At 71.5% G+C, this 26,065-nt stretch carries 23 protein-coding genes; 15 read left to right on the top strand and 8 right to left on the bottom strand.

The features are described 5' to 3' along the window. The first annotated feature begins 1 nt into the window (after position 1). From ACFYV5_RS11000 to ACFYV5_RS10990, 3 genes are all read left to right on the top strand, one after another. Positions 2–2,176, top strand: coding sequence for a discoidin domain-containing protein (locus ACFYV5_RS11000; RefSeq protein ID WP_389166988.1), 2,175 nt, complete (start codon positions 2–4; stop codon positions 2,174–2,176). Between the two features lie 89 nt (positions 2,177–2,265). Further along, positions 2,266–3,342, top strand: a complete 1,077-nt coding sequence (locus ACFYV5_RS10995) for a DUF1996 domain-containing protein (protein ID WP_389166985.1) — start codon at positions 2,266–2,268, stop codon at positions 3,340–3,342. 28 nt (positions 3,343–3,370) lie between these two features. Continuing rightward, on the top strand, positions 3,371–5,809 hold the full coding sequence (locus ACFYV5_RS10990) for a glycoside hydrolase family 3 protein (protein ID WP_389166982.1): 2,439 nt from the start codon (positions 3,371–3,373) through the stop codon (positions 5,807–5,809). Between the two features lie 6 nt (positions 5,810–5,815). Here ACFYV5_RS10990 and ACFYV5_RS10985 read toward each other — a convergent pair whose 3' ends face one another. After that, entirely contained in the window at positions 5,816–7,138 is a 1,323-nt protein-coding gene (locus ACFYV5_RS10985) for an ROK family protein (RefSeq protein ID WP_355114243.1), read from the bottom strand. A 193-nt stretch (positions 7,139–7,331) separates the two neighbouring features. Here ACFYV5_RS10985 and ACFYV5_RS10980 point away from each other — a divergent pair, with 193 nt between their 5' ends. The 4 genes from ACFYV5_RS10980 to ACFYV5_RS10965 are packed head-to-tail and all read left to right on the top strand — an operon-like array spanning position 7,332 to position 11,939. Beyond that, positions 7,332–8,648 carry an ABC transporter substrate-binding protein gene (locus ACFYV5_RS10980; protein WP_389166979.1) on the top strand — a complete coding sequence of 439 codons (1,317 nt, stop codon included), beginning with the start codon at positions 7,332–7,334 and terminating at the stop codon, positions 8,646–8,648. A gap of 14 nt (positions 8,649–8,662) precedes the next feature. Next, positions 8,663–9,658 (top strand): carbohydrate ABC transporter permease, encoded by a 996-nt coding sequence (locus ACFYV5_RS10975; RefSeq protein ID WP_389166976.1) that lies wholly within the window; start codon positions 8,663–8,665, stop codon positions 9,656–9,658. Between the two features lie 28 nt (positions 9,659–9,686). Further along, a complete protein-coding gene (locus ACFYV5_RS10970; protein WP_389167826.1) occupies positions 9,687–10,526 on the top strand; it encodes a carbohydrate ABC transporter permease in 840 nt (279 codons plus the stop codon). 57 nt (positions 10,527–10,583) lie between these two features. Then, positions 10,584–11,939 carry a GH1 family beta-glucosidase gene (locus tag ACFYV5_RS10965; RefSeq protein ID WP_389166974.1) on the top strand — a complete coding sequence of 452 codons (1,356 nt, stop codon included), beginning with the start codon at positions 10,584–10,586 and terminating at the stop codon, positions 11,937–11,939. A gap of 76 nt (positions 11,940–12,015) precedes the next feature. Here ACFYV5_RS10965 and ACFYV5_RS10960 read toward each other — a convergent pair whose 3' ends face one another. Continuing rightward, positions 12,016–13,035, bottom strand: a complete 1,020-nt coding sequence (locus tag ACFYV5_RS10960; RefSeq protein ID WP_389166971.1) for a LacI family DNA-binding transcriptional regulator — start codon at positions 13,033–13,035, stop codon at positions 12,016–12,018. Positions 13,036–13,056: 21 nt separating this feature from the next. On the opposite strand from ACFYV5_RS10960, the gene ACFYV5_RS10955 reads away from it, so the two are divergent. From ACFYV5_RS10955 to ACFYV5_RS10935, 5 genes are all read left to right on the top strand, one after another. Continuing rightward, on the top strand, positions 13,057–13,194 hold the full coding sequence (locus ACFYV5_RS10955) for a hypothetical protein (RefSeq protein ID WP_355114251.1): 138 nt from the start codon (positions 13,057–13,059) through the stop codon (positions 13,192–13,194). A 151-nt stretch (positions 13,195–13,345) separates the two neighbouring features. Beyond that, complete coding sequence (locus ACFYV5_RS10950; RefSeq protein WP_389166967.1) at positions 13,346–14,029, top strand: esterase/lipase family protein; 684 nt, start codon at positions 13,346–13,348, stop codon at positions 14,027–14,029. 198 nt (positions 14,030–14,227) lie between these two features. Beyond that, a complete protein-coding gene (locus tag ACFYV5_RS10945) occupies positions 14,228–15,088 on the top strand; it encodes an ABC transporter ATP-binding protein (RefSeq protein WP_389166964.1) in 861 nt (286 codons plus the stop codon). Continuing rightward, positions 15,085–16,068: an ABC transporter substrate-binding protein gene (locus ACFYV5_RS10940; protein ID WP_389166963.1), complete on the top strand. Its 984-nt coding sequence runs from the start codon at positions 15,085–15,087 to the stop codon at positions 16,066–16,068. The genes ACFYV5_RS10945 and ACFYV5_RS10940 overlap by 4 nt, the downstream gene beginning before the upstream one ends. A gap of 4 nt (positions 16,069–16,072) precedes the next feature. After that, positions 16,073–18,136, top strand: coding sequence for an iron ABC transporter permease (locus tag ACFYV5_RS10935; RefSeq protein WP_389166960.1), 2,064 nt, complete (start codon positions 16,073–16,075; stop codon positions 18,134–18,136). A gap of 34 nt (positions 18,137–18,170) precedes the next feature. Here ACFYV5_RS10935 and ACFYV5_RS10930 read toward each other — a convergent pair whose 3' ends face one another. Then, positions 18,171–19,220 (bottom strand): questin oxidase family protein, encoded by a 1,050-nt coding sequence (locus ACFYV5_RS10930; protein ID WP_389166957.1) that lies wholly within the window; start codon positions 19,218–19,220, stop codon positions 18,171–18,173. A gap of 150 nt (positions 19,221–19,370) precedes the next feature. Here ACFYV5_RS10930 and ACFYV5_RS10925 point away from each other — a divergent pair, with 150 nt between their 5' ends. Further along, positions 19,371–20,231: an aldo/keto reductase gene (locus tag ACFYV5_RS10925; protein ID WP_389166954.1), complete on the top strand. Its 861-nt coding sequence runs from the start codon at positions 19,371–19,373 to the stop codon at positions 20,229–20,231. 32 nt (positions 20,232–20,263) lie between these two features. On the opposite strand, the gene ACFYV5_RS10920 is transcribed toward ACFYV5_RS10925, so the two are convergent. Together ACFYV5_RS10920 and ACFYV5_RS10915 are read right to left on the bottom strand one after the other, a co-directional pair. After that, positions 20,264–21,154 (bottom strand): alpha/beta hydrolase fold domain-containing protein, encoded by an 891-nt coding sequence (locus ACFYV5_RS10920; RefSeq protein ID WP_389166952.1) that lies wholly within the window; start codon positions 21,152–21,154, stop codon positions 20,264–20,266. After that, positions 21,151–21,708 carry a quercetin 2,3-dioxygenase gene (locus ACFYV5_RS10915; RefSeq protein ID WP_355114262.1) on the bottom strand — a complete coding sequence of 186 codons (558 nt, stop codon included), beginning with the start codon at positions 21,706–21,708 and terminating at the stop codon, positions 21,151–21,153. Before ACFYV5_RS10915 ends, ACFYV5_RS10920 begins: the two co-directional genes overlap by 4 nt. Before the next feature lie 103 nt (positions 21,709–21,811). Here ACFYV5_RS10915 and ACFYV5_RS10910 point away from each other — a divergent pair, with 103 nt between their 5' ends. Beyond that, the gene (locus ACFYV5_RS10910) at positions 21,812–22,261 is read left to right on the top strand and encodes a MarR family winged helix-turn-helix transcriptional regulator (protein WP_355114264.1); all 450 of its coding nucleotides are present in this window, start codon (positions 21,812–21,814) and stop codon (positions 22,259–22,261) included. Positions 22,262–22,430: 169 nt separating this feature from the next. On the opposite strand, the gene ACFYV5_RS10905 is transcribed toward ACFYV5_RS10910, so the two are convergent. Next, a complete protein-coding gene (locus ACFYV5_RS10905; RefSeq protein ID WP_389166948.1) occupies positions 22,431–23,588 on the bottom strand; it encodes a hypothetical protein in 1,158 nt (385 codons plus the stop codon). 257 nt (positions 23,589–23,845) lie between these two features. Between ACFYV5_RS10905 and ACFYV5_RS10900 the strand changes: the two genes are divergently transcribed. After that, positions 23,846–24,682: an isocitrate lyase/PEP mutase family protein gene (locus ACFYV5_RS10900; RefSeq protein ID WP_355114267.1), complete on the top strand. Its 837-nt coding sequence runs from the start codon at positions 23,846–23,848 to the stop codon at positions 24,680–24,682. Positions 24,683–24,715: 33 nt separating this feature from the next. On the opposite strand, the gene ACFYV5_RS10895 is transcribed toward ACFYV5_RS10900, so the two are convergent. Both ACFYV5_RS10895 and ACFYV5_RS10890 read right to left on the bottom strand, forming a co-directional pair. Beyond that, positions 24,716–25,015 (bottom strand): hypothetical protein, encoded by a 300-nt coding sequence (locus ACFYV5_RS10895; protein ID WP_355114268.1) that lies wholly within the window; start codon positions 25,013–25,015, stop codon positions 24,716–24,718. 170 nt (positions 25,016–25,185) lie between these two features. Then, entirely contained in the window at positions 25,186–25,815 is a 630-nt protein-coding gene (locus ACFYV5_RS10890; RefSeq protein ID WP_389166944.1) for an alpha-ketoglutarate-dependent dioxygenase AlkB, read from the bottom strand. Between the last annotated feature and the right edge of the window lie 250 nt (positions 25,816–26,065).

Below are 26,065 nucleotides of genomic sequence, written 5' to 3'. Positions count from 1 at the left end.
TGTGACCAGACCTCCCTCATCACCCGCCCCGGCCCGCCGTCGCGCCGGCCTTCCCCTGCTCGCCCTCGGCGCGCTGGTGGCGTCCTCGCTCACCCTCGCCGCCCCGCCCGCCCGGGCGGCCGACGCCCTGCTGTCGCAGGGAAGGCCGGCCACCGCCTCGTCCCAGGAGGGTGACGGGTTCGTCGCGTCGGCGGCCGTCGACGGCGATCTCACCGGTACCCGCTGGGCCAGCCGGTGGAGCGACCCGCAGTGGTTCCAGGTCGATCTCGGCCAACGCGCGAACCTCAGCCGCACCGTCCTCACGTGGGAAGGCGCGTACGGCAGGAGCTACCAGATCCAGGCGTCCGACAACGGCACGGACTGGCGGACGCTGAAGACCGTGACCGGCGGTGACGGCGGCACGGACGACCTCGCCCTGTCCGGCTCCGGCCGCTACGTGCGGATGCTGGGAACCGAACGGTCCGGAGGCTACGGCTACTCCCTCTGGGAGTTCCAGGTCTACGGGAACACGGACGGCACCACGCCGCCGCCCACGGGAGGCCCGGTCCGGGTGGCCGGCTCCCAGGGGAACTGGCGGCTCACCGTCGGTGGACAGCCCTACACCGTCAAGGGGCTGACCTGGGGCCCGGCCATCGCCGACGCACCCCGGTACATGCCGGACGTGAAGTCCATGGGCGTCAACACGATCCGCACCTGGGGTACCGACGGCGGCACCAAGCCGCTGCTGGACTCGGCGGCGGCCCACGGCATCCGCGTGATCAACGGCTTCTGGCTGCAGCCCGGCGGCGGCCCGGGCAGCGGCGGCTGCGTGAACTACGTGACCGACTCGGCGTACAAGAACACCATGCTGACCGAGTTCGCGACGTGGGTGGAGACCTACAAGTCGCACCCCGCCACGCTGATGTGGAACGTCGGCAACGAATCGGTGCTCGGCCTCCAGAACTGCTACGGCGGAAGCGAGTTGGAGGTCCAGCGCAACGCCTACACCGCCTTCGTGAACGACGTCGCCAAGAAGATCCACACGATCGACCCGGACCACCCCGTCACCTCGACCGACGCCTGGACCGGCGCCTGGCCCTACTACCAGCGCAACGCCCCGGACCTCGACCTGTACTCCATGAACTCCTACGGCGACATCTGCGGCGTCCAGGAGGACTGGCAGCAGGGCGGCTACACCAAGCCCTACATCATCACCGAGGGCGGCCCCGCCGGTGAGTGGGAGGTCCCCGACGACGCCAACGGCGTCCCCGACGAGCCCACCGACGTGCAGAAGGCCGACGGCTACAGCAAGGCGTGGGGCTGCGTCACCGGCCACCAGGGCGTCGCGCTCGGCGCCACCCTGTTCCACTACGGCATCGAGCACGACTTCGGTGGTGTCTGGTTCAACCTCGTGCCCGACGGCCTCAAGCGCCTGTCGTACTACTCCGTCAAGAAGGCCTACACCGGATCGACCAGCGGCGACAACACACCGCCGGTCATCACGAACATGGCCGTCAGCCCCGCCTCCTCAGCCCCTGCGGGCGGCGAGTTCAGCGTGCGTGCCGACGTACGTGATCCGGACGGCGACCCGATCACGTACAAGATCTTCCTCAGCGGCAACTACGCCAACGGCGACAAGCGGCTCGTCGAGGCCCGGTGGCGCTCCACCGGCAACGGTACCTTCGCCGTCACCGCGCCCGAGAAGCTGGGCGTCTGGAAGGTGTACGTCCAGGCCGAGGACGGACGCGGGAACGCCGGCATCGAGACGAAGTCGGTCAAGGTCGTCGCCCCGCCGGTCACCGGCACCAACCTGGCGCTGAACAAGCCGACCACGGCCTCCTCCTTCCAGGCGTCCTACGGCGACTGCCCCTGCGAGCCCGCCAAGGCGACGGACGGCAGGGCCGACACCCGCTGGGCCAGCGACTGGAGCGACCCGCAGTGGATCCGCGTCGACCTCGGCGCCCCCACCGCCATCCGCAAGCTCCAACTCGTCTGGGACCCGGCCTACGCCAGGTCCTACGAGGTCCAGGCCTCCGACGACGGAAACACCTGGCGCACGCTTCACACCACGACCACCGGCAACGGCGACATCGACACCATCGACGTCGCGGCGACCGCGCGCCACGTCCGTCTCCATCTGACGGCCCGCGGGACGGGCTGGGGCTACTCGCTCCACGAGTTCGGCGTCTACAGCTGACGCACCCCGCACGCCACGCCCCCGGCACGGGGTGGCGCTCAGCCCCCTGCCGGGTCACCACTCCTCACCCCACGGGTTGGAGGCCCTCCATGAGATGGCGTTCGAAACGACTCCCCGCGCTCCTTCTCGGCAGCGCTCTCGTCGCATCCGTCCTCGGCATCGGCACCGTCGCCACCGCCGCCGATCCGGGAAGTTCCGCCCAGGCCGGCAGCCACGCCGGGCACACGATGGCCGTGTCGACCCAGGCGTCCGGCGACGACCCCGACGGGGACGGCTATATACCGGCCGTCCCACAAGTCACCGGCGTCACACCGTCCACGCAGACTCCGCCGCCGCGCTACCACAAGGAGTTCCAGGCCAACTGCGCCGTCACGCACACGGCGCCGGACGACCCGATCGTGTACCCGGGACAGCCGGGCAAGTCCCACGACCACACCTTCATGGGCAACACGACGACGCACGCCGGCAGCACGACCGGAAGCCTCTACGGAGGCAGGACCACCTGCAAGGCGCCCGCCGACGCGTCCGCGTACTGGATGCCGTCCCTGTACAACGGGGACACGAAGATCCTCCCGGTGGGCCCGCAGGTCATCTACTACAAGGCAGGGGTCACCGACTACACCAGCGTGCAGCCGTTCCCCAAGGGGCTGCGGTACGTCGTGGGTGATCCGATGCAGAGCGCCGACGAGTTCCGCCGTCACCGCGGCTTCGTCGAAGGCTGGGAATGCGGTGACAGCTTCTTCAACGTCGACTTCCCGGCGAGCTGCCCGAGCCGGCCCGACGTGCAGCTCAACCTCCGGTTCCAGGCCCCCAGTTGCTGGGACGGCACGTACCTCGACACCCCCGACCACAAGAGCCACATGGCCTACCCGGTCGTCAAGCCCGGCACCAACGACAACATGTGCCCGGCCTCGCACCCGGTCGCCGTGCCGATGATCGAGTTCAAGATGGCCTTCCCGGTCAACGGCGACATGAGCCGGGTCCGACTGGCCGGCGGCCGCGGCTACTCCTTCCACTACGACTTCTTCAACGCGTGGGAGGAGCGCACCCTCAAGGCGCTGGTCGACCACTGCATCGTGGGCGGCTTCCAGTGTGACGCGCGCGGATACGACCTGTACCACCCGGAGCGGGGCGCGGTCCTGAACGCGGACTACCGACTGCCCTGACCGAGCAACCGTGAGAGAGGGGCGGGACATGGACGACCGGACGCTCGACCGGCACATCGGCAAGCTGACCCTTGAGCAGAAGGTACGTCTGCTCACCGGCGCGACGACGTGGCGCACGGCGGGGGAGGCCGACATCGGGCTGCGGGAGATGGTGATGTCGGACGGGCCGGCCGGTGTCCGGGGTGAGGCGTGGGACGAGCGACGTCCCTCCGCCCTCCTCCCGTCCGCCTCGGCCCTGGGAGCCCTGTGGGACGAGGGACTGGTGGAGGAACTCGGCGGCCTGCTGGCCGCGGAGGCCGTCCGCAAGGGCGTCGACGTGGTGCTGGCCCCGACGCTCAACCTCCACCGGACCCCGCTGGGGGGCCGGCACTTCGAATGCTTCTCGGAGGATCCCGAACTGACGGGCCGCACCGGCGCCGCGCTCATCCGGGGCATCCAGGCCCACGGCGTGGGGGCCACGGCCAAGCACTACGTCGCCAACGACTCCGAGACCGACCGGCTGACCGTCGACGTACGGGTGTCCGAACGCACCCTCCGGGAGGTCTACCTCGCGCCCTTCGAGGCGGCCGTCGAGGCGGGGGTATGGCTCGTCATGGCGGGCTACAACGCCGTCAACGGCAGGCCGATGACGTCTCACCCCCTCCTCGACGAGCCCCTCAAGGAGGAGTGGAGGTTCGACGGAGTCGTCGTGTCCGACTGGGCCGCTCTGCGGTCGACCGAGGAGCCGGCCCGCGCCGCACTCGATCTGGCGATGCCGGGTCCGCGGAGTCCTTGGGGCGCCTCGCTGGTGCGGGCGGTGAAGGGCGGACGGGTGCCCGAGGAGGCCGTCGACGAGAAGGTACGGCGGTTGTTCCGGCTCGCCGATCGTGTGGGCGCCTTCGCACCGCGCCGCCGCGTGTCGGTGCGGGGCTCGCACGAGACCCGTGCGCTGCTGCGCCGGGCGGCAGCGGCCGGCGCCGTCCTGCTGACCAACCGAGGGGTGCTTCCGCTCGATCCGACGGAGCTCTCCACCGTCGCGGTCATCGGCGCGCACGCCGCGTCACCCCGCACGCAGGGCGGCGGCAGTGCGGGTGTCTTCCCCTCCGACGTGGTGACCCCGCTGGCCGGGATCCGGGCCCGGCTGCGCGGCCACGCCCGGGTGGTGCATGTTCCCGGACCGCCACCGGGGTCCGCTGCGACCCCGCTCGACATCGACCGGTGCAGCGACCCGAGGTCGGGTGCCCCCGGGGTGCTGCTGCGCGTTCTGGACGAGTCGGGGCGCGAACTGTACGCGGAGCGGCGCCTCTCGGGCCGTCAGTTGGAGCCGGCCCTGCCCGCGGGGGCGCGCACGGTGGAGATCAGCGCGCTGCTGCGGCCGCGGCGGACAGGAACGTGGACGTTCGGGGTCGGAGGCTTCGGCCGGATGACGCTCACCCTCGACGGACTCACGATCCTGGACGGCGTGTTCCCCCGCGAGACGGACGACCCGGCGGTCGTCCACGTGAATCCGCCCGTGCACACGGCCCGGGCGGCACTGGCCTCGAAGCGGCCGGTGCACGTGGTGGCGCGGCGCGAGCTGGTCCCCGGCGGCGGACGTGCCACCGTCGTCACCGCGGCGCCGCCGGAGCCCGATGCGGCGGGCGCGTCGGCGGCGGCGGTGGAAGTGGCCCGGGCGGCGGACGTCGCGATCGTGGTCGTCGGTACCACCGAGCACGAGGAGACCGAGGGGTACGACCGGAGCGGCCTGTCCCTCGGCGGGTGCCAGGACGACCTCGTGCGGGCGGTGGCCTCCGTCAACCCGCGCACGGTCGTGGTCGTCAACAGCGGCGGCCCGGTCGAGATGCCGTGGAGGGAGGAGGTGGGCGCGCTGCTGCTCGCCTGGTTCCCGGGGCAGGAGGCCGGTGCGGGGCTCGCCGACGTCCTGTTCGGCCTGGCGGAGCCCGGCGGCCGGCTCCCCACGACCTGGGGTGCGTCCCTCACGGACGCACCCGTGACGCGTACGCGACCCGTGGGGGGCCGTCTCGACTATGCCGAGGGCCTGCACATCGGCCACCGGGCGTGGCTGCGGGGCGGCCGTGCACCGGCCTTCTGGTTCGGCCACGGGCTCGGTTACACCACCTGGGAGTACGAGACCGTCGACGCGCCGACGAAGATCGCGGCGGGTGAGGCGTTCACCGTTCGGGTACGGCTCCGCAACACGGGGGTTCGCGCCGGGCGGGAGGTCGTTCAGGTCTACGCCGCCCGGCCGGGGTCGGCCGTGGAGCGGCCCGTACGCTGGTTCGCCGGCTGGGCGGCGGTCGGGGCGGAGGCGGGCCGGGCGGTGACCGCCGAGGTGGAGGTGCCTGCCCGTGCCCTGCGCCACTGGTCGGAGGAGGAGCGCGCCTGGTCCACGGAGCCGGGGCCGTACCGGCTCATGGTGGGGCGGTCGGCGGGGGACCCGCGCTGGGAAGGGACGGTGTCGGTCGAGCGCCGGGCGGTCACCGGCTGAGGCTTCTCACTGCGCCGCCCGTTCCCGCAGAGTCGTCTGCCAGGCGGGGCTCTGCTCCTCCGGATCCGCCTCGGCGCGGCGGCCGCCGCGGGCGAAGAAGTCGGCGAGCGGCAGGATCGCGGCTCCGACCGTGACGGCGTCCGGCCCGAGGGTGCCCAGGTCGATCTCCACGTGCGCGGCCGGGTACGCCAGGGAGTACGAGGTGGCGTGGGTCCGGACGGCGTCGAGGAAGCGCCGGCCGAGCTGGAGGCCCGCCCAGCCGCCGACCAGGATGCGTTCGGGCTGGAACAGGTTGATCAGGTCAGAGAAACCGGCACCAAGGTACTCGGCGGTCTCCTCCAGCACGGCCAGGGCGGTCGCGTCGGCCGGCGGCGTCGTTCCGTCGGCGACCGGGGCGGGGTAGGCGGCGGCGAGCATCGCGGTCAGCGCGGTCTCCTCGTCCGCGCCGGCGGGGGCCCGCCCACCCGCCTCGGACCAGCGTTCCAGGAGGGCCTCGGCGCCTGCGTACGCCTCCAGGCAGCCCTGGGCGCCGCAGCGGCAGCGGCGCCCCCGGACCCGTACCGTCAGATGGCCCCACTCCACGGCCCGGCCGGAGCGCATGTCGTCGGTGACCAGGCAGGCGCCCACCCCGGAACCGAAGAGGACCACCACGGCGTTCTGTGCGCCGCGCCCGGCGCCGAACCACATCTCCGCCTGACCGAGTGTCTTGGCGCCGTTGTCGATGTAGTACGGCACGGTCTCGGGCAGGAGCCGCGACTCGCGCAGGAGCCGTTCCAGCGGGACCGCGTCCCAGCCGATGGTCTGGCCGTGCACCACGGCGCCGTCCTCGGGGGTCCTGGCGACGATGCCCGGCACTCCGACGCCGACGCCCAGCAGCCGCTCCGCCGGGATCCCGGCCTGGCTCAGGACCTCGGGGATGGCCTCGCGCAGATGGCCCACGACGACGCCGACGTCGTAACGGTCGACGCGCCGCGGGCCTTCCGTCGTCAACGGCCTCTCGATCCGGGCGAGTTCGGTGAGAGCCAGGTCGAAGAGCTCGATCCGCACGCGCGTTTCACCGATGTCCACCCCGATCATGTAGCCGCTGTGCGCGCTGATGCGCAGGAGCGTTCGGGGGCGGCCGCCGGCCGAGTCCACGCTGCCGGCCTCCTCGACCAGGCCCTCGGCGACCAGTTCGGCCACCACGTTGCTCACCGAGCCCGAGCTCAGGCCGGTGACCGGGCCGAGCGAGAAGCGGCTCAAAGGCCCGTCGAAATACAACCGTTGCAGTACCGCGGTGCGGTTCTCCCGCCGCAGGTCACGCACAGTACGGCCGCTGCGCACCTTCACTCTGCCCCCTCATCTCCGTTGTCCTCCCTGCAACTTACAGGTGACGGAGGCCTTGACGCGACCTTCGCTTGAGGTTTAACTCACACCGTAAATTAAGCGGCGGAGGGTTTCAGGACCTGAACGCGGGACGCTTCTGCCGTCGCCCCTCCCCGCAGGCGAACTCCGTCCACCTCCCCGGAAGGCCCCTGGAGTCATGCGCAGAATCAGAGCCGCAGCCGTCGGCGCCGTCACCCTCTCGCTCGTTCTCACCGCGGCCGCCTGCGGCGGCGGCTCGTCCGGCTCGGAGGGCTCCAACGAGCAGCCGAGGACACTCACGTACTGGGCCACGAACCAGGGCGCCAACCTCGAGGTCGACAAGAAGGTCCTCCAGCCCGAACTCGACAAGTTCGAGAAGGAGACCGGCATCAAGGTGAAGCTGGAGGTCGTGCCCTGGTCCGACCTGCTCAACCGGATCCTCACCGCGACCACCTCCGGCCAGGGACCCGACGTCCTCAACATCGGCAACACCTGGAGCGCCTCCCTGCAGTCCAGCGGCGCCCTGCTCCCCTGGGACGCGAAGAACTTCGCGGCGATCGGCGGCAAGGACCGCTTCGTGGATTCCGCCCTCGGCTCCACCGGTGTCCAGGGCCGGGAGCCCGCCGCCGTACCGCTGTACTCCATGGCCTACGCGCTCTACTACAACAAGAAGATGTTCGCCGACGCCGGCATACAGAAGCCGCCCATCACATGGGCGGAGCTGGCGGAGACCGGCAAGAAGCTCTCCAAGAACGGTGCGTGGGGGCTCGGCGCCGAGGGGTCCAACCTCTCCAGCAACATCCACCAGGTGTTCGTCCTCGCCAAGCAGCACAACGCGGACTTCTTCACCCCCGACGGCAAGGCCGACTTCACCTCCGACGGCGCCGTGGCCGCCGTCAAGCAGTACGTCGACCTGATGGCCAAGGACAAGATCATCGCGCCGGGCAACGCCGAGTACGCGCAGAACCAGTCCCTGAGCGACTTCGCCAAGGACAAGACCGCGATGGTCCTGTGGCAGACCGCGTCGGCCACCTTCGCCTCCCACGGCATGAACGAGGACGAGTGGGGAGTGGCACCCGCCCCGGTGCAGTCCGGCAAGCCCGGCCCGGGCGCCGCCACCAACTCCATGGTCGCCGGCATCAACATGGCCGTCTTCAAGAACACCAAGAACATCGACGGCGCCAAGAAGTTCGTCAAGTTCATGACCAGCGACGAAGAGCAGATCATCCTCAACAAGGCCTACGGATCCATCCCGCCGGTCAAGACCGCCCAACAGGACCCGGCCTTCAACACCCCCGCGATCGCCGTCCTGCGCGAGACCCTGACCACCAGTGCCGCCGCGCTCCCGCAGGTCCCCGAGGAGTCCCAGTTCGAGACCGTCGTCGGCACCGCGGTCAAGGAACTCTTCGCCGAGGCGGCCGCCGGCCGTCCGGTCACCACCGAGTCGGTGCGGGCCAAGCTCGAAAAGGCCCAGCAGCAGATGCCGAAGAAGTGATCACGGACACCTCGATGACCCTCACCGCTGCCCCCGGCACGGGCGAGCGGACGGCACGGAAGAACTCTCCCGGAGCGGCGCCGCGCCCGCGCCGCTCCGGGCGGCTGCGCCGCGTCGGCCTGCCGTACCTCCTGCTGCTTCCCGCCCTGATCCTGGAACTCCTGGTCCACCTGGTGCCGATGGTGATCGGCATCGTCGTCAGCTTCAAGGAGCTCACCCAGTTCTACGTCCGCGACTGGGGCACCGCGCCCTGGGCCGGGCTCGACAACTACTCCCTCGCGGTCGACGTCAACGCCCCTGTGGGCGAGGCGCTGCTGCGGTCCTTCCTCACCAAGTGCCTGTTCACCCTGTTCTCGGTCGGGTTGTGCTGGCTGCTCGGCACCGCCGCCGCGATCTTCATGCAGGAGAGCTTCCGCGGCCGGGGCTTCCTGCGCACGGTCTTCCTCGTCCCGTACGCGCTGCCCGTCTACGCCGCCGTCATCACCTGGGCGTTCATGTTCCAGCGGGACAACGGCCTGGTGAACCATGTGCTGCACGACCAGCTCGGGCTCACCGACAGCCCGCCGTTCTGGCTGATCGGCGAGAACAGCTTCGTCACGCTCCTCGTGGTGTCGGTGTGGAAGGGCTGGCCCTTCGCCTTCCTCATCATGATGGCCGGGCTCCAGAACATCCCCCGGGAGATCTACGAGGCCGCCGCGCTCGACGGCGCCGGCGTCTGGCAGCAGGTCCGCCGGATCACGCTGCCCTCGCTGTGCCCGGTCAACCAGGTCCTCGTCCTGGTCCTCTTCCTGTGGACGTTCAACGACTTCAACACGCCGTTCGTCCTCTTCGGCAAGGCGGCACCGGAGGCGGCGGACCTCATCTCCCTGCACATCTACCAGTCCTCGTTCCAGACCTGGAACTTCGGCGCGGGCTCCGCCATGTCGGTCCTCCTGCTCCTGTTCCTGCTCGTGGTGACAGGCGCCTACCTCCTGCTCACCTCCCGAGGAAGGAAGGCCACCGATGCCTAGCCCGTCCCGGCGGCCGGCCCGCTCCCCGATGGCCGCCCCGCGGTCCTTCCTGTGGAGCCGGCGGATCTTCCTGACGCTCCTCACCGGCTTCGTGCTGCTGCCGGTGTACGTCATGGTCTCCAGCTCGCTCAAGCCGCTGGAGGACGTGTCCGGAAAGTTCCAGTGGATCCCCTCGGGCCTCACCGTCCGCCCTTACGTCGACATCTGGAAAACCGTTCCGCTGGCCGACTACTTCATGAACTCCCTGATCGTGGCAGGGGCGGCGACCGTCTGCTCCGTCACCATCGCCGTCTTCGCGGCCTACGCGGTCAGCCGCTACTCCTTCCGCGGCAAGCGGGTCTTCACGGTCACCGTGCTCTCGACCCAGATGTTCCCCGGCATCCTGTTCCTGCTGCCGCTGTTCCTCATCTACGTCAACATCGGCAACGCCACCGGCATCGCCCTGTTCGGCTCGCGGGGCGGGCTGATCCTCACGTATCTCACCTTCTCCCTGCCGTTCTCCATCTGGATGCTCATCGGCTACTTCGACTCGGTGCCCCGCGACCTGGACGAGGCGGCCAAGGTGGACGGCTGCGGGCCGCTCGGCGCGCTCTTCCGGGTCGTCGTGCCCGCCGCGATCCCGGGCATCGTGGCCGTCGCGGTGTACGCCTTCATGACCGCCTGGGGCGAGGTCCTGTTCGCCTCCGTGATGACCAACGACACCACCCGGACCCTCGCCGTCGGCCTCCAGGGCTACTCCACCCAGAACGACGTGTACTGGAACCAGATCATGGCCGCCTCCCTGGTCGTGAGCCTCCCGGTCGTCGCCGGATTCCTGCTCCTCCAGCGCTACCTCGTCGCCGGGCTGACCGCCGGCGCCGTCAAGTAGCGGGCCGCGTCCCCCTTCCCTCACCCCACTCCTCCCCTCACCCCAGAGAGGCCCTCTGTGTCCGATGCGATAGACCTCGCCGCTTTCCCGCCCGACTTCGTCTGGGGCACGGCCACCTCCGCCTACCAGATCGAGGGCGCCGTCACCGAGGACGGCCGGGCCCCGTCGATCTGGGACACCTTCTCCCACACCCCGGGAAAGATCGACCACGACGACCACGGCGACGAGGCCTGCGACCACTACCACCGGTGGCCCGAGGACATCACGCTCATGCGGCGGCTCGGCACGGATGCCTACCGCATGTCCATCGCCTGGCCCCGTGTGCTCCCCGCCGGCGACGGCCCGGTCAACCCGGCCGGTCTCGACTTCTACGACCGGCTCGTCGACGGCCTCCTCGACGCCGGCATCACTCCCAACATCACCCTCTACCACTGGGACCTGCCCCAGGCCCTCCAGGACCGCGGCGGCTGGACGGTCCGCGACACGGCCGAACACCTCGCCGCCTACGCCTCCGTCGTCGCCGGACGGCTCGGCGACCGGGTCACCCAGTGGGCCACCCTCAACGAGCCGCTCTGCTCCGGGTGGATCGGCCACCTCGAGGGCCGGATGGCTCCCGGCCTCACCGACCTGACCGCCGCCGTGCACGCCTCGTACCATCTCCTCCTCGGCCATGGACTGGCCACGCAAGCGATCCGCGCGGCGGCGCCGGACGCCCGGGTCGGGCTCGTCACCAACCACTCCACCGTCGAGGCGGCCTCCCCCCGGCCGGAGGACATCGCGGCGGCCACCCGCATGGACGGCCACACCAACCGCTGGTGGCTCGACCCCGTCCACGGCCGGGGCTTCCCCGCCGACATGCGCGAGCTCTACGGCGTCGAACTCCCGGAGCGCCCCGGCGACCTGGAGACGATGGCCGTCCCGCTGGACTGGCACGGCCTCAACTACTACTTCCCGGTGACCGTCGCGGACGACCCGCAGGGCCCCGTCCCGTACGCCCGGGAGATCCGCCTGACCGACGTACCACGCACCGGCATGGACTGGCAGATCGACGCCGACGGCCTGGAGGCGTTCCTGATGCGGCTGACCGACGACTACGGCGTACGACGGCTGTACGTCACCGAGAACGGCTCCGCGTTCCCCGACCTCGTCCGTCCCGACGGAACCGTCCATGACCCCGAACGGGCCCATTACCTGGAGCAGCACCTGAGCGCCTGCGCCCGTGCGGTGCGCAAGGGCGCCCCGCTCGCCGGTTACTACGCCTGGTCGCTCCTCGACAACTTCGAATGGGCCTACGGCTACGACAAGCGTTTCGGGCTCGTCCACGTCGACTACGCGACGCAGGAACGCACCATCAAGGCGAGCGGCCGCCGGTACGCGGACATCATCCGCGCCCACCGACAGGCCCATGCCTGATCCCGTCGGCAGGGACAGGGGGAGCGGCTCATGTGCCGGCGGACAGGCGTGATCGGCGGCCTGCCCGCCGGCCGGCTCATGCGGACTCCCGTACGACCAGTTCCGGTTCGAAGATCACGGTCCTGGGTTCGGTCCGCGCACCCTGGACCTGCTCGTTCAGGAGCCTGGTCATGGTCGCGGCCATGTCCTCCACGGGTTGGCGCACCGTCGTCAGAGGTGGTCGGCACGTCACCGCGATGGTCGAGTCGTCGAAGCCGATGACCGCGACGTCCTCCGGCACCCTCTTGCCCCGCTCGCGAAGGACCTGACAAGCCCCTTGCGCCATCAGGTCGTTGGCCGCGAACACCCCGTCCACCTCCGGATGCTCCCGCAGCAGCCTGGTCATCGCCGCCGCGCCGCTGTCGAGGGTGAAGGCGCCCTCGACGACCGGGGGGTGGTGCCGGCCGGCGCGGGCCAGAGCGTCGCGGAACCCCGCGAGACGGTCCTGACCGGCCGGGAGCTCCGGTGGGGCGCTGATCGCCGCGATGTGCCGGCAACCGCGGGCCAGAAGATGAGCGCCGGCCAGCCCGCCCCCGGCGTAGTGGTCCAGGTCGACGTAGCTGATCGGTGTCGTCCGGCCGGGACGGGCGAACAGGACCGTGGGTATCCGAGCGGAGAGGAGCATCTCCGGCAGGGGGTCGGCGGCCGGGATCGACACCACCAGCGCCCCGTCGGCGCCGCCCTGCCGCACGTAGTCGACCACCTGCTTCCTGGCCGCCTCCGACTCGGCGAACAGCAGCACCGGGTGCATCGCGCGGGCCCGGAGGTACCCCAGGACGCCGCTCACCACGCGCCCGAAGAACGGGTCGGCGAAGACCCGGGCCGCGAAGGCGTCTCCGGCCCCGGAGAGAATGAGGGCCACGGTGTCGGCTCGTCGGGTGACCAGGGACCTCGCCGCGCGGTTGGGCGTGTAACCGGTGCGCTCGATCGCGTGACGGACCAGGTCCTGGATGTCGGGATCGACGTTGCGCACGCCGTTGACGACCCGCGACACCGTCGCGCGGGACACCCCCGCCTCCCGCGCCACATCCTCCAACGTCGGGGCCCGTCTGTTCATCCCCGAACTCTACTGCCGGCGATGCTCCCGTCGGCGGGGAGCCCCATCGCGCGCGAGACCAGCCGTAACCGGGACGTCGTGCAGCAGTTGATCGAGACGCGGACCGACCGCACGTACCGCTCGATCGGCAAGGAAGCGCGGTACCGCGGGGCTTCCTGAGCGACCGGTTCCGCTCGCACGGAACTCCCGTACCGCGGCCCCCTGTGCCCCATCCGCGGTACCGGACTCGCCTTCCTTCCTCCGGTCCTGGGGCGAGCCGGCACGGATGCCGCCTGCTCGGCTCGGACCCACGCCACCAAGGAGTATCGACATGCGCCTCTCACGCCGCGCCGCGCTCGGCGCCCTCGCCGCCGCCACGTTCGCCGGCCTCACCCTCCAGGCCCCGTCGGCCGGCGCCCGGACCGCCGCGGCCGGGCCCGACCCGATCGTCTTCGTGCACGGCTGGAACTCCAGCGGCTCCACCTGGAACACCATGGCCGGCCGCTTCAGGGCCGACGGCCGCCCCGCGAGCCACCTCGTCCAGTGGAGCTACAACACCAGCCAGTCCAACGCGACGACGGCCTCCCAGCTCGCCCAGGAGATCGACCGGGTCCTGGCCGCGACCGGCGCCACCAAGGTGGACGTCGTCACCCACTCGATGGGTGGACTGTCGTCTCGGTACTACACCAAGAACCTCGGCGGCGCGGCCAAGGTCGACGCCTGGGTCTCGCTCGGCGGCCCCAACCATGGCACCGATACCGCGTACTGGTGCGGCGGTGCCTCCTGTACGGAGATGCGCCCCGGATCCAGTTTCCTGAACGAGCTCAACTCCGGCGACGAGACTCCCGGCGCGTCGCGGTACGCCACCTGGTGGTCGCCGTGCGACAGCATCATCAACCCGGACAGCAGCGTCGCCCTCAGCGGCGCCACGAACACCCGGACCGCCTGCCTGGGCCACAGCGACCTGCACGCCGACGCCACCGTCTACGGCCAGGTCAAGGCCTTCGTCGGCTGACCCCGCCTGTGCTGGGTCCGCGCCCGCGGACCCAGCATGGCGAGAGAGCGCCCGCTGGGCGCCTCACGCCCACACGGCTTGACCATGGCGTGGCCTGTGCCACCCCAGGCGGGTCCAGGACAAGGCTGGTTTTCGTCTTGCGCTCGACTGGTGAGACCTTATTTCGCCAACTGCTTAGGTTAGGCTAACCTCCGTGGCGTGCGAGTTGCTGAAGAGACCCCCGCGGACGTCCGCCCACGTGGTCATGAACTTTCGGCCACGGGTGTCACCGTGGCGTACGACGGCGTCGACGTCGTCCACGACGCCTCCATGACCCTGCGGGCCGGTGAAGTGACCGTCCTGGTCGGGCCGAACGGCAGCGGGAAGTCCACGCTGCTGCGCACGATCGCCCGTCTCCAGCAGCCCCGGACCGCCGCGCTGGTCATCGATGGTGACACCGACGGTCTCGCCCTGAGCCCGCGTGACTTCTCCCGGCGGGTGGCCCTGCTGACGCAAGGTCGCCCGACGCCCAGCGGGCTGACGGTGCGGGACGTGGTCGAGTTCGGCCGCTATCCGTACCGCGGCCGCTGGGGCAGGGCCGATGCGGGCGGCCGGGCCGCGGTGGATCGCGCGCTCGCCCTGACCGGCGTGGCGGAACTCGCCGACCGGGGCGTCGAGCACCTCTCGGGCGGACAGCTCCAACGCGTCTGGCTCGCCGGCTGCCTCGCCCAGGAGACGGGCGTCCTCCTGCTCGACGAGCCGACCACCTACCTCGACCTGCGCTACCAGGTCGAACTGCTCGACCTCATGCGCGACCTGGCCGACGACCACGGCATCTCCGTCGGCGCCGTCCTCCACGACCTCGACCAGGCCGCGGCCGTCGCCGACCGGATCGTCCTGCTCCACGCCGGACGCGTCGTCGCCGAGGGCCACCCCGAGGACGTCCTCACGGCCGAGCGCCTCACCCAGACGTACGGCATCCGTGTCGACGTCGACACCGACCCCCTGACCGGACGGCTCCGCACCCGAGCGATAGGCCGGCACCACACGCGAAGCGAAAGGCTCAGCACAGCCCGATGAGACGACACCTCCTCACCGCCGCGGTCCTCACCACGGCGGCCCTCACCCTGACCGCGTGCGGCACCACCGAGCCCGCATCCGACGCGAAGGCGGACAAGACCGCCGAGCGCATCACCCTCACCGACGCCTCCGGGCAGAAGGTCCAGCTCGACGGGCCCGCCAAGACGGTCGTCGGCACCGAGTGGAACATCGTCGAGAGCCTGATCTCGCTGGGCGTCGACCCGGCCGGCGTCGCCGACGTCAAGGGCTACAAGACCTGGAACACCGCCGTCCCGCTGAAGAACGCCCCCAAGGACATCGGTACCCGCGGCGAGCCCAGCATGGACACGATCGCCGCGCTCAAGCCCGACCTGATCGTCGCCACCACCGACCTGCCGCCGGCCGCCGTCAAGCAGCTGCGCGGCGTCGCCCCGGTCCTGGCCGTCAAGGCCGCCGACGCGGCCGACCCCGTCGGCCAGATGACGAAGAACCTCGACCTCATCGCCAAGGCCACCGGCACCACGGAGCAGGCCGACAAGCTGAAGAAGCGGTTCGAGACCAAGCTGGCCGAGGGCAAGAAGGCCCTGGAAGGCGCCGGTCTGGCCGGGGCACCGTACGCCTTCGCCGACGGTTACATCGTCTCCAACCAGGTATCGATCCGTCCCTTCACGAGCGGTTCGCTCATCGGCGGGGTCAACGAGAAGCTCGGCCTGAAGAACGCCTGGACGGTCAAGGGCGACCCGGCCTACGGCCTCGGCGCGACCGATGTCGAGGGCCTCACCAAGATCGGCGACGCGCACTTCGCCTACATCGGCAACGACGGCGACGAGAACAGCACCCCCTTCACCGGCGTGCTGGCCAAGGACAAGGTGTGGACGTCGCTGCCGTTCGTGAAGAAGGGCGACGTCCACCGACTGCCCGACGGCATCTGGATGTTCGGCGGTCCTGAGTCGATGAACACGTACATCGACTCCGTCGTCGCCGCGCTGACGAAGAAGTAGGACCATGGCCGTCACCGCGACAACTCCCGCCACCCGTCCGTCGACGGTCACGTCCCGGACGGGCGCGGCCGCGGTGACGGCCGCACTGCTCCTCCTCGTCGCGGGCCTCGCGCTCGTCGACATCACCCAGGGCACCGCCGCCGTGGGCGCGTCCGAGGTCTGGAAGGCCCTCATCGGTCGCGCCGACCCCGCCGACGCGTCCGTCGTCATCGCCTCGCGACTGCCGAGGATGGCGGCGGGCCTGCTCGTCGGCGTCGTGCTCGGCATGGCGGGAGCCGCCCTGCAGGCGGTGAGCCGCAACGTCCTCGCCGCGCCCGACACCCTCGCCGTCAACGCCGGTTCGTACTTCGCCCTCGGGGTGGCGGCCGCCACCGGCGTCTCGCTCCCGCTGCTCGCCTCCTCCGGCATCGCGTTCGCCGGCGGCCTCACGGCGGCGGCCGTCGTGCTCGGGCTGTCCGGTCTCGGCACCGGAACCGTCCGCCTCGTGCTCGCCGGCAGTGCTCTGACGCTCGGCCTCACCGCCGTGACCGAGGGCCTTCTCCTGCTGTTCCCCCAGCAGACGGAGGGGGTCTACCACTGGAACCAGGGCAGCATCTCCCAGAACGGGTTCGACGGAGTGCTGCAGATGGCACCCATGGGCGTCGTCGGCCTCGCCGGTCTCCTGCTGCTCGCCCGCCGGGTCGACGCCCTGGCCCTCGGCGACGACGCCGCACGGGGCCTCGGCGTCCCCGTCCGCACCACCCGCCTCACGGCGGTCGTGCTCGCCGCACTCCTCTCCACGGCCGCCGTCACCCTGGCCGGCCCGGTCGGCTTCGTCGGCCTGTGCGCCCCGGCGCTCGCCCGCGTCCTGGCCCGGCGCTTCCGTGGGTTCACCCGGACCCGCGTCGGCATCCCGGTCGCGGGTCTCGTCGGCGCCGCCCTGGTGCTCGGCTCCGACGTGCTGCTGCGCACCCTCGTGCCGGCGGACACGGCGGTCGCCGTGCCGACCGGGGTCGTCACCAGCCTCGTCGGCGCCGTCTTCGTCATCGTCATGGCCACACGGCTGCGGGACACCGCCGGCGTCGCCGCCGACCGGTTGCGCATCAGGAGCCGGGCCGTCTTCCTCACCACCACGGCGGCCCTGGTCGTCGTCCTCGTCGGCGTGACCATCGCCGCCGTCCTGCTCGGCGACGCCAAGCTGCTCCTGGGCGACGTGACCAACTGGGCGCTGGACAGGGCCGGACAGACCGTCACCTTCGTCCTCGACACCCGGGTGCCGCGCGTCCTCGCCGCGCTGCTCGCGGGGGCCGCACTCGCCCTGGCCGGGACGCTCGTCCAGGCCGTGACCCGTAACCCGCTCGCGGAGCCCGGCATCATGGGCGTCTCCGGCGGCGCCGCGCTCGGCGCCGTGCTCCTGGTGACGACGGTGCCTCTGGCCGGGGCGTGGGGCGTGGCCGGCGCCGCGTTCGCGGGCGCGGCGCTCGCCTCCGTCCTCCTCTTCGGGCTCGCCGCGCGCGGCGGATTCCAGCAGACCAGGCTCGTTCTCGTCGGATTCGCGATCCACACCGGGGCAGCCGCCCTGGTCAGCCTGCTCATCATCCTCACCGACCCGTTCAACGCCACCAAGGCCCTCACCTGGCTGTCGGGCTCCACCTACGGCCGGACCCTGCCCGACGTGCTGCCCCTCGCCGTCGCACTGGCCGTGGGCGTGGCCGTCGCGGTCGCGCGGCGCACCGAACTCGACCTCGTCTCCCTCGACGAGGACACCCCGCGACTCCTCGGTCTCGACCTCGGACGCGGGCGCCTCGGCTTCCTCGCCCTGAGCGTCCTGCTCAGCGCCACCGCCGTCGCCGCCGCCGGCACCATCGGCTTCGTGGGCCTCGTCGCCCCGCACGCGGCGCGGGCCCTCGTGGGCCGACAGCACGCGCGCGTGGTACCGGTCGCGGTGCTCCTCGGAGCGGCGCTCGTCTGCACGGCCGACCTGGTGGGCCGTACCGTCATCGCGCCGGCCCAGTTGGGCGCCGGTCTCATGACCGCGGTGGTCGGCACGCCGTACTTCCTCTACCTGCTCGTACGCAGCCGCCGGTAGGACGCCCACCGTTCCCGGAGCTCCCGCAGGGCGATCACGTCCACGACGTCAACGGTTCGCTCAGCTCGATGGAGCGCAGAGCCGCCGCCAGGGCCGGTTCGTCGCCGATGTCGAGGGCCGTGTCGGTCAGCTTGATGACGTGTTCGTCGCCGTGCGCCAGGGCCCGCTCGAAAACCTCCTCGGGGGTGACCGCGCCCGGCGGGGCGTAGGTGACCGGGGTGCCGGGTGCGTACATCGCGGTCACCGCCGCGGAAGCCGTCCAGGCGGCCCGCAGACTCGGTACCCACAGGACGTGGGGGAGCGCGGGCAGGGTGCGCAGGACCGCGTTGGGAGCCGTGGCCGCGTGGACCAGCATCGTCTCCTCGCCGTGGCCGTGCGTGGCATATCGGTGGGTGGCCGCCCGCACCAGTTCGGTGAGGCGGTGGTACGCCTCCTCGGGCTCCGTCACCGTGGTCGTGGCCGCCCACACCGGCAGGCCCGTCACGCGACCGAGCCGGGCGGGGAAGCCGCCGTCCCGTTCGACGACGGGCGGTACCGCGTCGAGGGCGGCGGCCGCGCTGTCGGCACCCGGCAGCGGAACGAGGTCCGCGACGAGGCGGTGACGGGCGGCCCAGTAGCCGAGGCCGTGGGCGAGTTCGGCCAGACGGGGTTCGGTGCTCTCGCCCGCCAGAAGAGTGCGTACGGCGTGGCCCACCCGGATCACCGGGTGCGTGGACCCGCCGTACATGCCGGGCAGAAGACGTGGCCACCACTGCGCGAGAACCTCACGCCAGGGACGTTCGGCGATCTCGCGCTCGAAGTAGCCGATCCAGTCGGCGGCACGGCGCGGATCACCGAGCGCGGAAGGCCAGTTCGCGGCCGTGACCGGCTCGGCAGCGGACGGGAACTCCTCGAGCTTGTGCGCGTACGTATCGAGCCAGCGGTGCACCGAACGCGCCTGTCCATGAGCGGCGAGCGCCTCGACGGCCATCGGCGCGTGATTGGTGAGCCGCCCGAGCCGCTCGGGCCCTGAGTCGTGCAGTCGCTGGAGCGCCTCGTCGAGAATGCCTGTCGTATCGCCCGTCGTATCGTCCGTCGTTTCCATGGCGAGGACGCTAGGCGAGGCGCCACGGCGGCGTAACGGGCGGAAGGCTTACGACCTGACCTAGGTCCTGCCGATCGGGCCGCCCCCGGGCGATGTCAACCGCGCTGCTAGCGTTGCATCTTCGAGCGACGTTGGGGGAGGCGGCGGACGATGAGATCGACCATGTTCCGTATCGGTGGGGAGCTGGACGTGCGGCGGCTCGGATTCGGTGCCATGCGTCTCCCGACGGGACCCGGCTCCGACCGTGACGCCTCCCTCGCGGTCGCCCGGCGCGCCGTCGAACTGGGTGTCACGCTGATCGACACCGCCCATATGTACGGCTGGGGAGCCAACGAGGAGCTCCTGGCCGAGGCCCTGCACCCTTACCCGGACGGGCTGATCGTCACCACCAAGGTCGGCATCGCACGATCGGCCTCCGCGGCCGGCTGGCGGCACGACGCCTCTCCGGACGGGCTGCGCGCGCAGGTCGACCACGCTCTGCGCCGGCTGCGTGTCGATCGGATCGAGCTGCTCCAACTGCACCGCATCGACCCCGCCGTCCCCCTGGCCGACCAGCTCGGCGCGCTGCGGGAGTTGCGGACCGAGGGCAAGGTCGGACAGATCGGGTTGTCCGAGGTCACGGTCACCGAACTCGACGAGGCACGGAAGACCGTCGACATCGCGAGCGTGCAGAACCGGTACAGCCTTGTCGACCGTGAACACGAGCCGGTGCTCGCCGCCTGCGAGGCGGCGGGGATCGCGTTCCTGCCGTGGCGGCCGGTCGCCGGTGCGACGTCCGGCGTCGCGGCCGGCGTCGCGGCCGACGTCGCCGCCGTGGCGACCGAACTCGACGCCACCCCCGCCCAGGTCTCGCTCGCCTGGCTCCTCGCCCGCTCTCCCGTCATCCTCCCGATCCCCGGCACCGGCCGGATCGCCCACCTCGAGGAGAACGTCGTCGCGGCCGGACTCCACCTGTCACCGGCCCAGCGTGAACAACTCGACGGTCTCGACCGCCTGCCCACGCAGGACTGAACGGCACCACGGCGCGCGCTCCGGAGCTCCCGTCAGCTCTGGAGGCGGCGGGCGAAGGCGAGGGAACGGGTGAACACCTCGCCCACCTGAAGGTCCGCCGCCCCGTGCCAGCCGTGGTCGGCGCCCGGCACGCTCCACAGTTCGACCGGGGCCCCGGCCCTCTCCAGCGCCGCGGCGAGGGACGCGCTGTGCGAGTGCTCCACCATCGTGTCCGCGTCGCCGTGGACCAGCAGGAACGGTGGCGCCCCCGGGTGGACCCGGAGCAGAGGGCTCGCGGCGCGGGCGCGCTCCGGAGCGGCGGCCGGGGCCGCGCCGAGCAGGAGCGCCTCGGGGGTGGTGGCGTCATCGGGGCTGAAGCCGCCCCGTGCGACGGTGAGGTCGCTCGGCGCGTACCAGATCACCGCACCGATCAGCCGCGGTTCGCCGTGGGTCAGGGCGAGGAGCGAGGCGAGGTGCCCGCCCGCGGACTCTCCCCACACCACGGTGCGACCGGTGTCGATGGCGAGTTCGGCGGAGCGCAGCGTGAGCCAGCGCACCGCGGCCCGCAGATCGTCCAACGGGGCGGGGAAGGCGGCCTCCCCGCTGAGCCGGTAGTCGACGCAGGCGACGGCCGTTCCCGCGGCCGCGAGACGGGCGAACGGCCCGGGTGCCCAGTGGCGCGTACGCATCCCCATGTCGTCGCGCCTGCCCCGTCGCCAGGCGCCGCCGTGCACGAACAGCACCAGGGGGAAGGGGCCGGGCCGTCCGGCCGGGGGCAGCCACAGGTCGAGTTCGAGCGGACGGCTGCCCTCGACGGGGGCGTAGGGCACGCCGCGCAGTTCGCGTACGCCGGTGTCGTACGGCGTGGAGGCCGACGGCAGGGGAGCGACGTCGGGGTGGGGCGCGGTGATGAGCTCCTGGAGGGAGGGGCCGGTGGCCGTCATCGGGTCCGCCACTGGTGGTCGGGCAGGAAGCGTACGTCGAACCGCTCGGGTACGGTCGCGAATCTGCCGGGCTCCGGCACGACCGGCTGGTGCGGCAGGCCCAGTTGCTCCGTGGGCGCGCCCAGGTTCTCGAAGAACCGCTCGAAGGTGCCTCCCGGTCCTGCGGCTACGCCGACGACCTGGCTGTGGTGGCGCTCCATGCGGTAGGCGTGCCGGCAGTTCTTGGGCACGAAGCCGAAGTCGCCGGGGGTGAGCAGCTTCTCCTGCTGGTCGCCCTCGGTGTCCTCGACGAACAGCCGGACCGCGCCCTGGGTGACGTAGAAGACCTCGTGGGTGTCGGTGTGCAGGTGGGCCGGGATGAGGTCGCCCTTGGGACCCTCGACCGTGAAGAAGTTGAAGGTGTTCTCGGTCTGCTCGCCGCCGGCGTAGATGGTGATCAGGTCGCCGAAGAGGTGGGCCCGGTCGCCCTCGCCCTTCTCGATGAAGTACGGCTTTCCCGGCTCAGGGGGGATGTGTGAGGCCCGCCGGTAGCGGGTGGCGTACTCGAAGGTCATGGCTGCTCCTCGGATCGACCTCCATGCGGATGTCAGGCAGCCTGACATGAGAGAGTGTCCTTCATCAAGTGCGGGAGACGAACCGGCCCCTCGTGAGGAACCCATGCAGGCGAACCGCCGCCACCTGCCCCAGCTCCTGGGGGACGCTCGACGCTGGTTCGAGGAAGGGCTGCTGGCGGCTCTCGAGACGGCCGGTGCCATGCCGGTGAGTCCGACGCAGGCGCAGCTCTTCGCCGTACTGGACGACGGAGGGACGACGGTGTCCGAGCTGGCCCGGCGCATGGGCGTCACGCGGCAGACCGCGCATCAGGCCGTGCACGGGCTGATCGCCGCCGGCCTGCTCGAACAGACCCCCGACCCGGCCTCCGCGCGCCGCCGGCTGATCCGGCGCACGGAGGAAGGCGAACGCACACACCGCCAGGCGGTCCTCGTCCTCGAACGGCTGGAGGAGCAACTCGCCGCGCGGATCGGCCAGGAGGCGGTCGCAGCCCTGCGAACAGTCCTGGAAACGCCCTGGGGCCCGCCGCCCGCCCCGGCACCCGACAGCCGATGATCCCGCCGCGGGCGCGGGGGCCTTTGGACGCCTCCGCCTGCCCGGGGCGGTCGGGATGGCGTGTCGGTTCCGAAGGCTCCGGGTGAGGGAGGCGAGCTGTCCCCGGCCGGCGATGGCCGGCCGGGGCGTCCCGGGCGTCCCGGGCGGGGTCTGACCTGCCCCAGATCGGTCAGCTCGGGTTCGGCGCGTACGCCTGACGCGTGGCGCACTTCCAGATCACGGCTCGCGCCTGGCCGGACGCGTTCACCGCGCTGCCCGCTGCCCGGTCGTCGTCGGACACGGCGACGGCCTCGCTCGCCATCCCGTCCGCCAGCCTGGGCAGAGCCAGCACGGGGCCCGAGCCGGGCCACAGCACGGCCTGGTCGGCACCGCTGGCGGCCTCCTCCGGGTGGAAACGAGCCGTGCCGACCGCCACGCCGGTGGTGGGGCTGACGCCGTCGAGGCTCGCGTACGGGTGGGTGCTCAAGCGACCCGGCGACGTACCCGCCGTGCCGTACGGCGTGGTCCACACCCACGGCGTCCACGCGTAGCCGGGCCCGTACCAGTCGCTGCCGACGATCGTCCCGTCCGCCGCGATGCCCGCCACCCAGCTGGTGTCGCCGCCACCCGCCGCCTGCGGGAGGATCCGTGCCGGGCCCCCGTCCCCCGGCCACAGCACCGGGTAGGAGAACTCCACGCGGCCACCGGTGTCCGGCTCCACCTTCTGCACGGTCGCGACGACATCGCCGCGGGCGTTGATGCCTCCGACGGTGTAGACGTACGCCTCCGGGCCCAGCTCCTCGGGAATCGTGAGCGTCCGCTCCACCACGCCGTCGGCGTAGACCTGGATCGTCCGGTGGCCGTACCCGCCCGCGACCACGCGACCCGAGTCGTTGACGTCCAGCTCCACGCTCCACCGCGGGCCGTCGGGCAACTCGGTGACGGTGGCGTCGCCCGCCCGGTAGGTGAAGCCCACCTGTGTGGTCGTTCCGTAGGGCCGGTACCAGCCCGTCATCAGCCCGCTCGCGTTCACACCGAGCAGCTCGCTCTCCGCCCGGCTGTCGGGCACGGGCACCCGGTGCACCGTGGGCCCGATCCAGTACACCGCCTTCCCCCGCGAGGAGCCCACGGACACGGCGCCCCGGCCCAGGGCGCGCACGCCCTCCTTCGGCCAGGCGACCTCGGCGCCGGGCAGCGCCCGCAGCACACTGAGCGCCGGTCTGCAGCCCGCGGCCTCGCTCCCCGTGGCCTCGCCCCTCGCGGCCTCGCTCGCCGTGGACGGTCCGGCCGCCGTGACAAGGCCGGCCAGAACGGCCGCGGCGCCGATGGTCGCCGTCATCTTTCGCATACGCGTTACCCCCCAGGTCGTACGTGCGGATACATGGCGGGGCCCATGGTGCCCTGGAGGAGGGAGGGATGGGGCCGGAACGGTGCACACCGCTTCGTACCGGCCGAATCGGGCCAGGACGTTCAGAACGGGCCGCTCGTGGTTCGATCGGGTGATCACCGCTTTGTGCGGTTCTCGATCTTCCTGCGAAGCTTGCGCCCGAAGATCCCCTGGCAGCGGTGGCCGCACCACCGCTGCCCAGTTCACCTGGAGTGGCGATGAGTTACGGGCACAGGCTGCGCGACGAGATCGCCGAGGCCGGGACGACACCACTCATCGGCGTCTACGACATGTACTCGGCCTCCCTGGTGGCGCGGCACTACGACGGGTTCTTCCTCTCCGGCTTCGGATTCGCCGCGTCCCACTACGGTCTGCCCGACATCGGGTTCATCGCCTGGCCGGACATCGTGGCCTTCGCCGAACGGCTGCGGCACGCCTTCCCCCGCCACCACCTGCTGGTGGACATCGACGACGGATACGCCGATCCGGAAGTGGCGTGCCATGTCGTGCGCCGACTGGACCGGGCCGGGGCGTCCGGGGTGATCCTCGAGGACCAGGAGCGGCCGCGCAGGTGCGGGCACGCCGACGGCAAGCGGATCCTCCCGCTGGAGACGTACCTCGACAAGCTGCACAAGGTGCTCGACAACCGCGGCGACATGATCGTCGTGGCCCGCACGGACGCCGTGGAAGAGGCCGAGATGCTGCGCAGGGCGGACGCTCTGGCCAAGAGCGGTGCCGATGTCGTCCTGGTGGACGGAGTGCGCAGCGTCGACGCGATCCGCCGGGTACGTGACGTGGTCGGCGACGTGCCGCTGCTGTTCAACCAGATCGGCGGCGGCAAGTCGCCGAGGCTGTCGCTCGGCGAACTGACCGAGCTCGGCGTCGCCGTCGCGATCTACAGCACCCCGTGCCTCTTCGCCGCCCATGAGGCGATCGACAGGGCGCTCGCCGGCCTGAAGGCGGCGGACGGCCGGCTTCCGGAACCCTCGGGCCCGGGCGCCGTGGGTGTGCGCGAGTCCACCGACCTCCTGGAGCTGAACCTCCACAGCCGGTAGGCGGGCCTCACCGGCCGGAGCGCGGTGACGCGGTCAGCCCTGCGAGGAGAGGGCTGCCAGGCCCTTGTTCAGGTCCTCGCGGTTCATCACCGGCGAGTAGGAGATCTTCGCACCCAGCTGGAGGAAGAAGGGCTCAGCCGTCTTCGGCATCTGCGAGGGGTCGGCCAGGTCGAAGAAGAGGTACGCCGTCCGACAACCGTTGTCGGTGGTGAAGTAGGCCGCCTCCGGGCGGATCGTCTCCAGTGCGCTCTCCATCGTCTTCTGCAACGTGCCGTTCTTGATGGCCTCGTTGGACATCTGGGTGTCCATCTGGACTTTCAGCAACATGCGCATGATGGCTGCCTCTTTCCCGGTGCCGGGCCGGCGTGCTCTGCGGCGCACCGTTCACACCCGGATCGCCCGTACATCCACCCTCTCTCCTTCCCCGGGCGCCGACCACTCGGTGCCCTCGCGGCCTGGAACAGCACGTCGGTCAGCAGGCGGCCGGGCGGGCCGGGTCGGGGTCAGGAGACGCCCTGGGGGCGGAACTGGACGCTGATCCGCGGGCCGACCGCGCGGGTGGACTTGGGGATCGCGTGCTCCCACGTGCGCTGGCAGGAGCCGCCCATCACCACCAGGTCGCCGTGGCCCAGCGCCAGCCGCAGGGCCGCCGCGCCACCGCCGCGCGGGCGCAGCGCCAGGTCGCGGGGGTCGCCCACGGAGAGAATGGCGACCATGGTGTCCTGCGTACGGGAGCGTCCCGTGCGGTCGCCGTGCCAGGCCACGCTGTCGCGACCGTCGCGGTACAGGCAGAGGCCGGCCGTCGCGAAGGGCTCGCCCAGCTCCGGCGCGTAGTACGCGCTCAGGGCGGACCGGGCCTCCTCGAGCACGGGGTGCGGCAGCGGCTCGCCCTCCCGGTACGAGGCCAGCAGTCGGGGTACGTCGACCTCCCGCTCGTACATGTGCCGCCGCTCCGCCCTCCAGGGGACCCCGGCGGCCAGTTCCTCGAACAGCGCGTCCGCCCCCGTCAGCCAGCCCGGGAGCAGATCGATCCAGGCGCCGCTGCCCAGCTCACGCCTCCGTACGTCGTGCAGCGGCCCGAGCCGGATGTCGTCGCCCTGGTCGAAGAGCGAGGCCTGGAGGTGTGCGTGCATGGATCCAGCGTACCCAGAAAGCGAACGTGTGAGCGATTACGTGGGGGCTGATGTCTCGTGGAGTCTTGACCTCTGCGGCGGCAGCCACTAATTTGCGGTTTCAACCTCGACCCATGACGACCGAGAGGAGGCGACCGGCGGATGAACACCAGCTCCGACCTGAGTCGCCTCGCCCACAGCACGGTCTGGGTTCCGGGTCGTATCGCGCACGGCTGCTGATCACGCCGTTCCGACGTGCCCCTCTGTGGCA

Source organism: Streptomyces sp. NPDC003035 (genome assembly GCF_042888285.1).
Taxonomy (GTDB): domain Bacteria; phylum Actinomycetota; class Actinomycetes; order Streptomycetales; family Streptomycetaceae; genus Streptomyces.
Note: the sequence above shows the minus strand (reverse complement) of the source record. Positions and strands in the feature narration are given on the sequence as shown.

Bases quoted from the DNA above. Each gene is read 5' to 3' on its own strand.
- ACFYV5_RS10995 (WP_389166985.1), top strand. From the start codon at position 2,266: ATGAGATGGCGTTCGAAACGACTCCCCGCGCTCCTTCTCGGCAGCGCT.
- ACFYV5_RS10990 (WP_389166982.1), top strand. From the start codon at position 3,371: ATGGACGACCGGACGCTCGACCGGCACATCGGCAAGCTGACCCTTGAG.
- ACFYV5_RS10980 (WP_389166979.1), top strand. From the start codon at position 7,332: ATGCGCAGAATCAGAGCCGCAGCCGTCGGCGCCGTCACCCTCTCGCTC.
- ACFYV5_RS10975 (WP_389166976.1), top strand. From the start codon at position 8,663: ATGACCCTCACCGCTGCCCCCGGCACGGGCGAGCGGACGGCACGGAAG.
- ACFYV5_RS10970 (WP_389167826.1), top strand. From the start codon at position 9,687: ATGGCCGCCCCGCGGTCCTTCCTGTGGAGCCGGCGGATCTTCCTGACG.
- ACFYV5_RS10960 (WP_389166971.1), bottom strand. From the start codon at position 13,035: ATGAACAGACGGGCCCCGACGTTGGAGGATGTGGCGCGGGAGGCGGGG.
- ACFYV5_RS10955 (WP_355114251.1), top strand. From the start codon at position 13,057: ATGCTCCCGTCGGCGGGGAGCCCCATCGCGCGCGAGACCAGCCGTAAC.
- ACFYV5_RS10950 (WP_389166967.1), top strand. From the start codon at position 13,346: ATGCGCCTCTCACGCCGCGCCGCGCTCGGCGCCCTCGCCGCCGCCACG.
- ACFYV5_RS10940 (WP_389166963.1), top strand. From the start codon at position 15,085: ATGAGACGACACCTCCTCACCGCCGCGGTCCTCACCACGGCGGCCCTC.
- ACFYV5_RS10935 (WP_389166960.1), top strand. From the start codon at position 16,073: ATGGCCGTCACCGCGACAACTCCCGCCACCCGTCCGTCGACGGTCACG.
- ACFYV5_RS10930 (WP_389166957.1), bottom strand. From the start codon at position 19,220: ATGGAAACGACGGACGATACGACGGGCGATACGACAGGCATTCTCGAC.
- ACFYV5_RS10925 (WP_389166954.1), top strand. From the start codon at position 19,371: ATGAGATCGACCATGTTCCGTATCGGTGGGGAGCTGGACGTGCGGCGG.
- ACFYV5_RS10920 (WP_389166952.1), bottom strand. From the start codon at position 21,154: ATGACGGCCACCGGCCCCTCCCTCCAGGAGCTCATCACCGCGCCCCAC.
- ACFYV5_RS10915 (WP_355114262.1), bottom strand. From the start codon at position 21,708: ATGACCTTCGAGTACGCCACCCGCTACCGGCGGGCCTCACACATCCCC.
- ACFYV5_RS10910 (WP_355114264.1), top strand. From the start codon at position 21,812: ATGCAGGCGAACCGCCGCCACCTGCCCCAGCTCCTGGGGGACGCTCGA.
- ACFYV5_RS10905 (WP_389166948.1), bottom strand. From the start codon at position 23,588: ATGCGAAAGATGACGGCGACCATCGGCGCCGCGGCCGTTCTGGCCGGC.
- ACFYV5_RS10900 (WP_355114267.1), top strand. From the start codon at position 23,846: ATGAGTTACGGGCACAGGCTGCGCGACGAGATCGCCGAGGCCGGGACG.
- ACFYV5_RS10895 (WP_355114268.1), bottom strand. From the start codon at position 25,015: ATGCGCATGTTGCTGAAAGTCCAGATGGACACCCAGATGTCCAACGAG.
- ACFYV5_RS10890 (WP_389166944.1), bottom strand. From the start codon at position 25,815: ATGCACGCACACCTCCAGGCCTCGCTCTTCGACCAGGGCGACGACATC.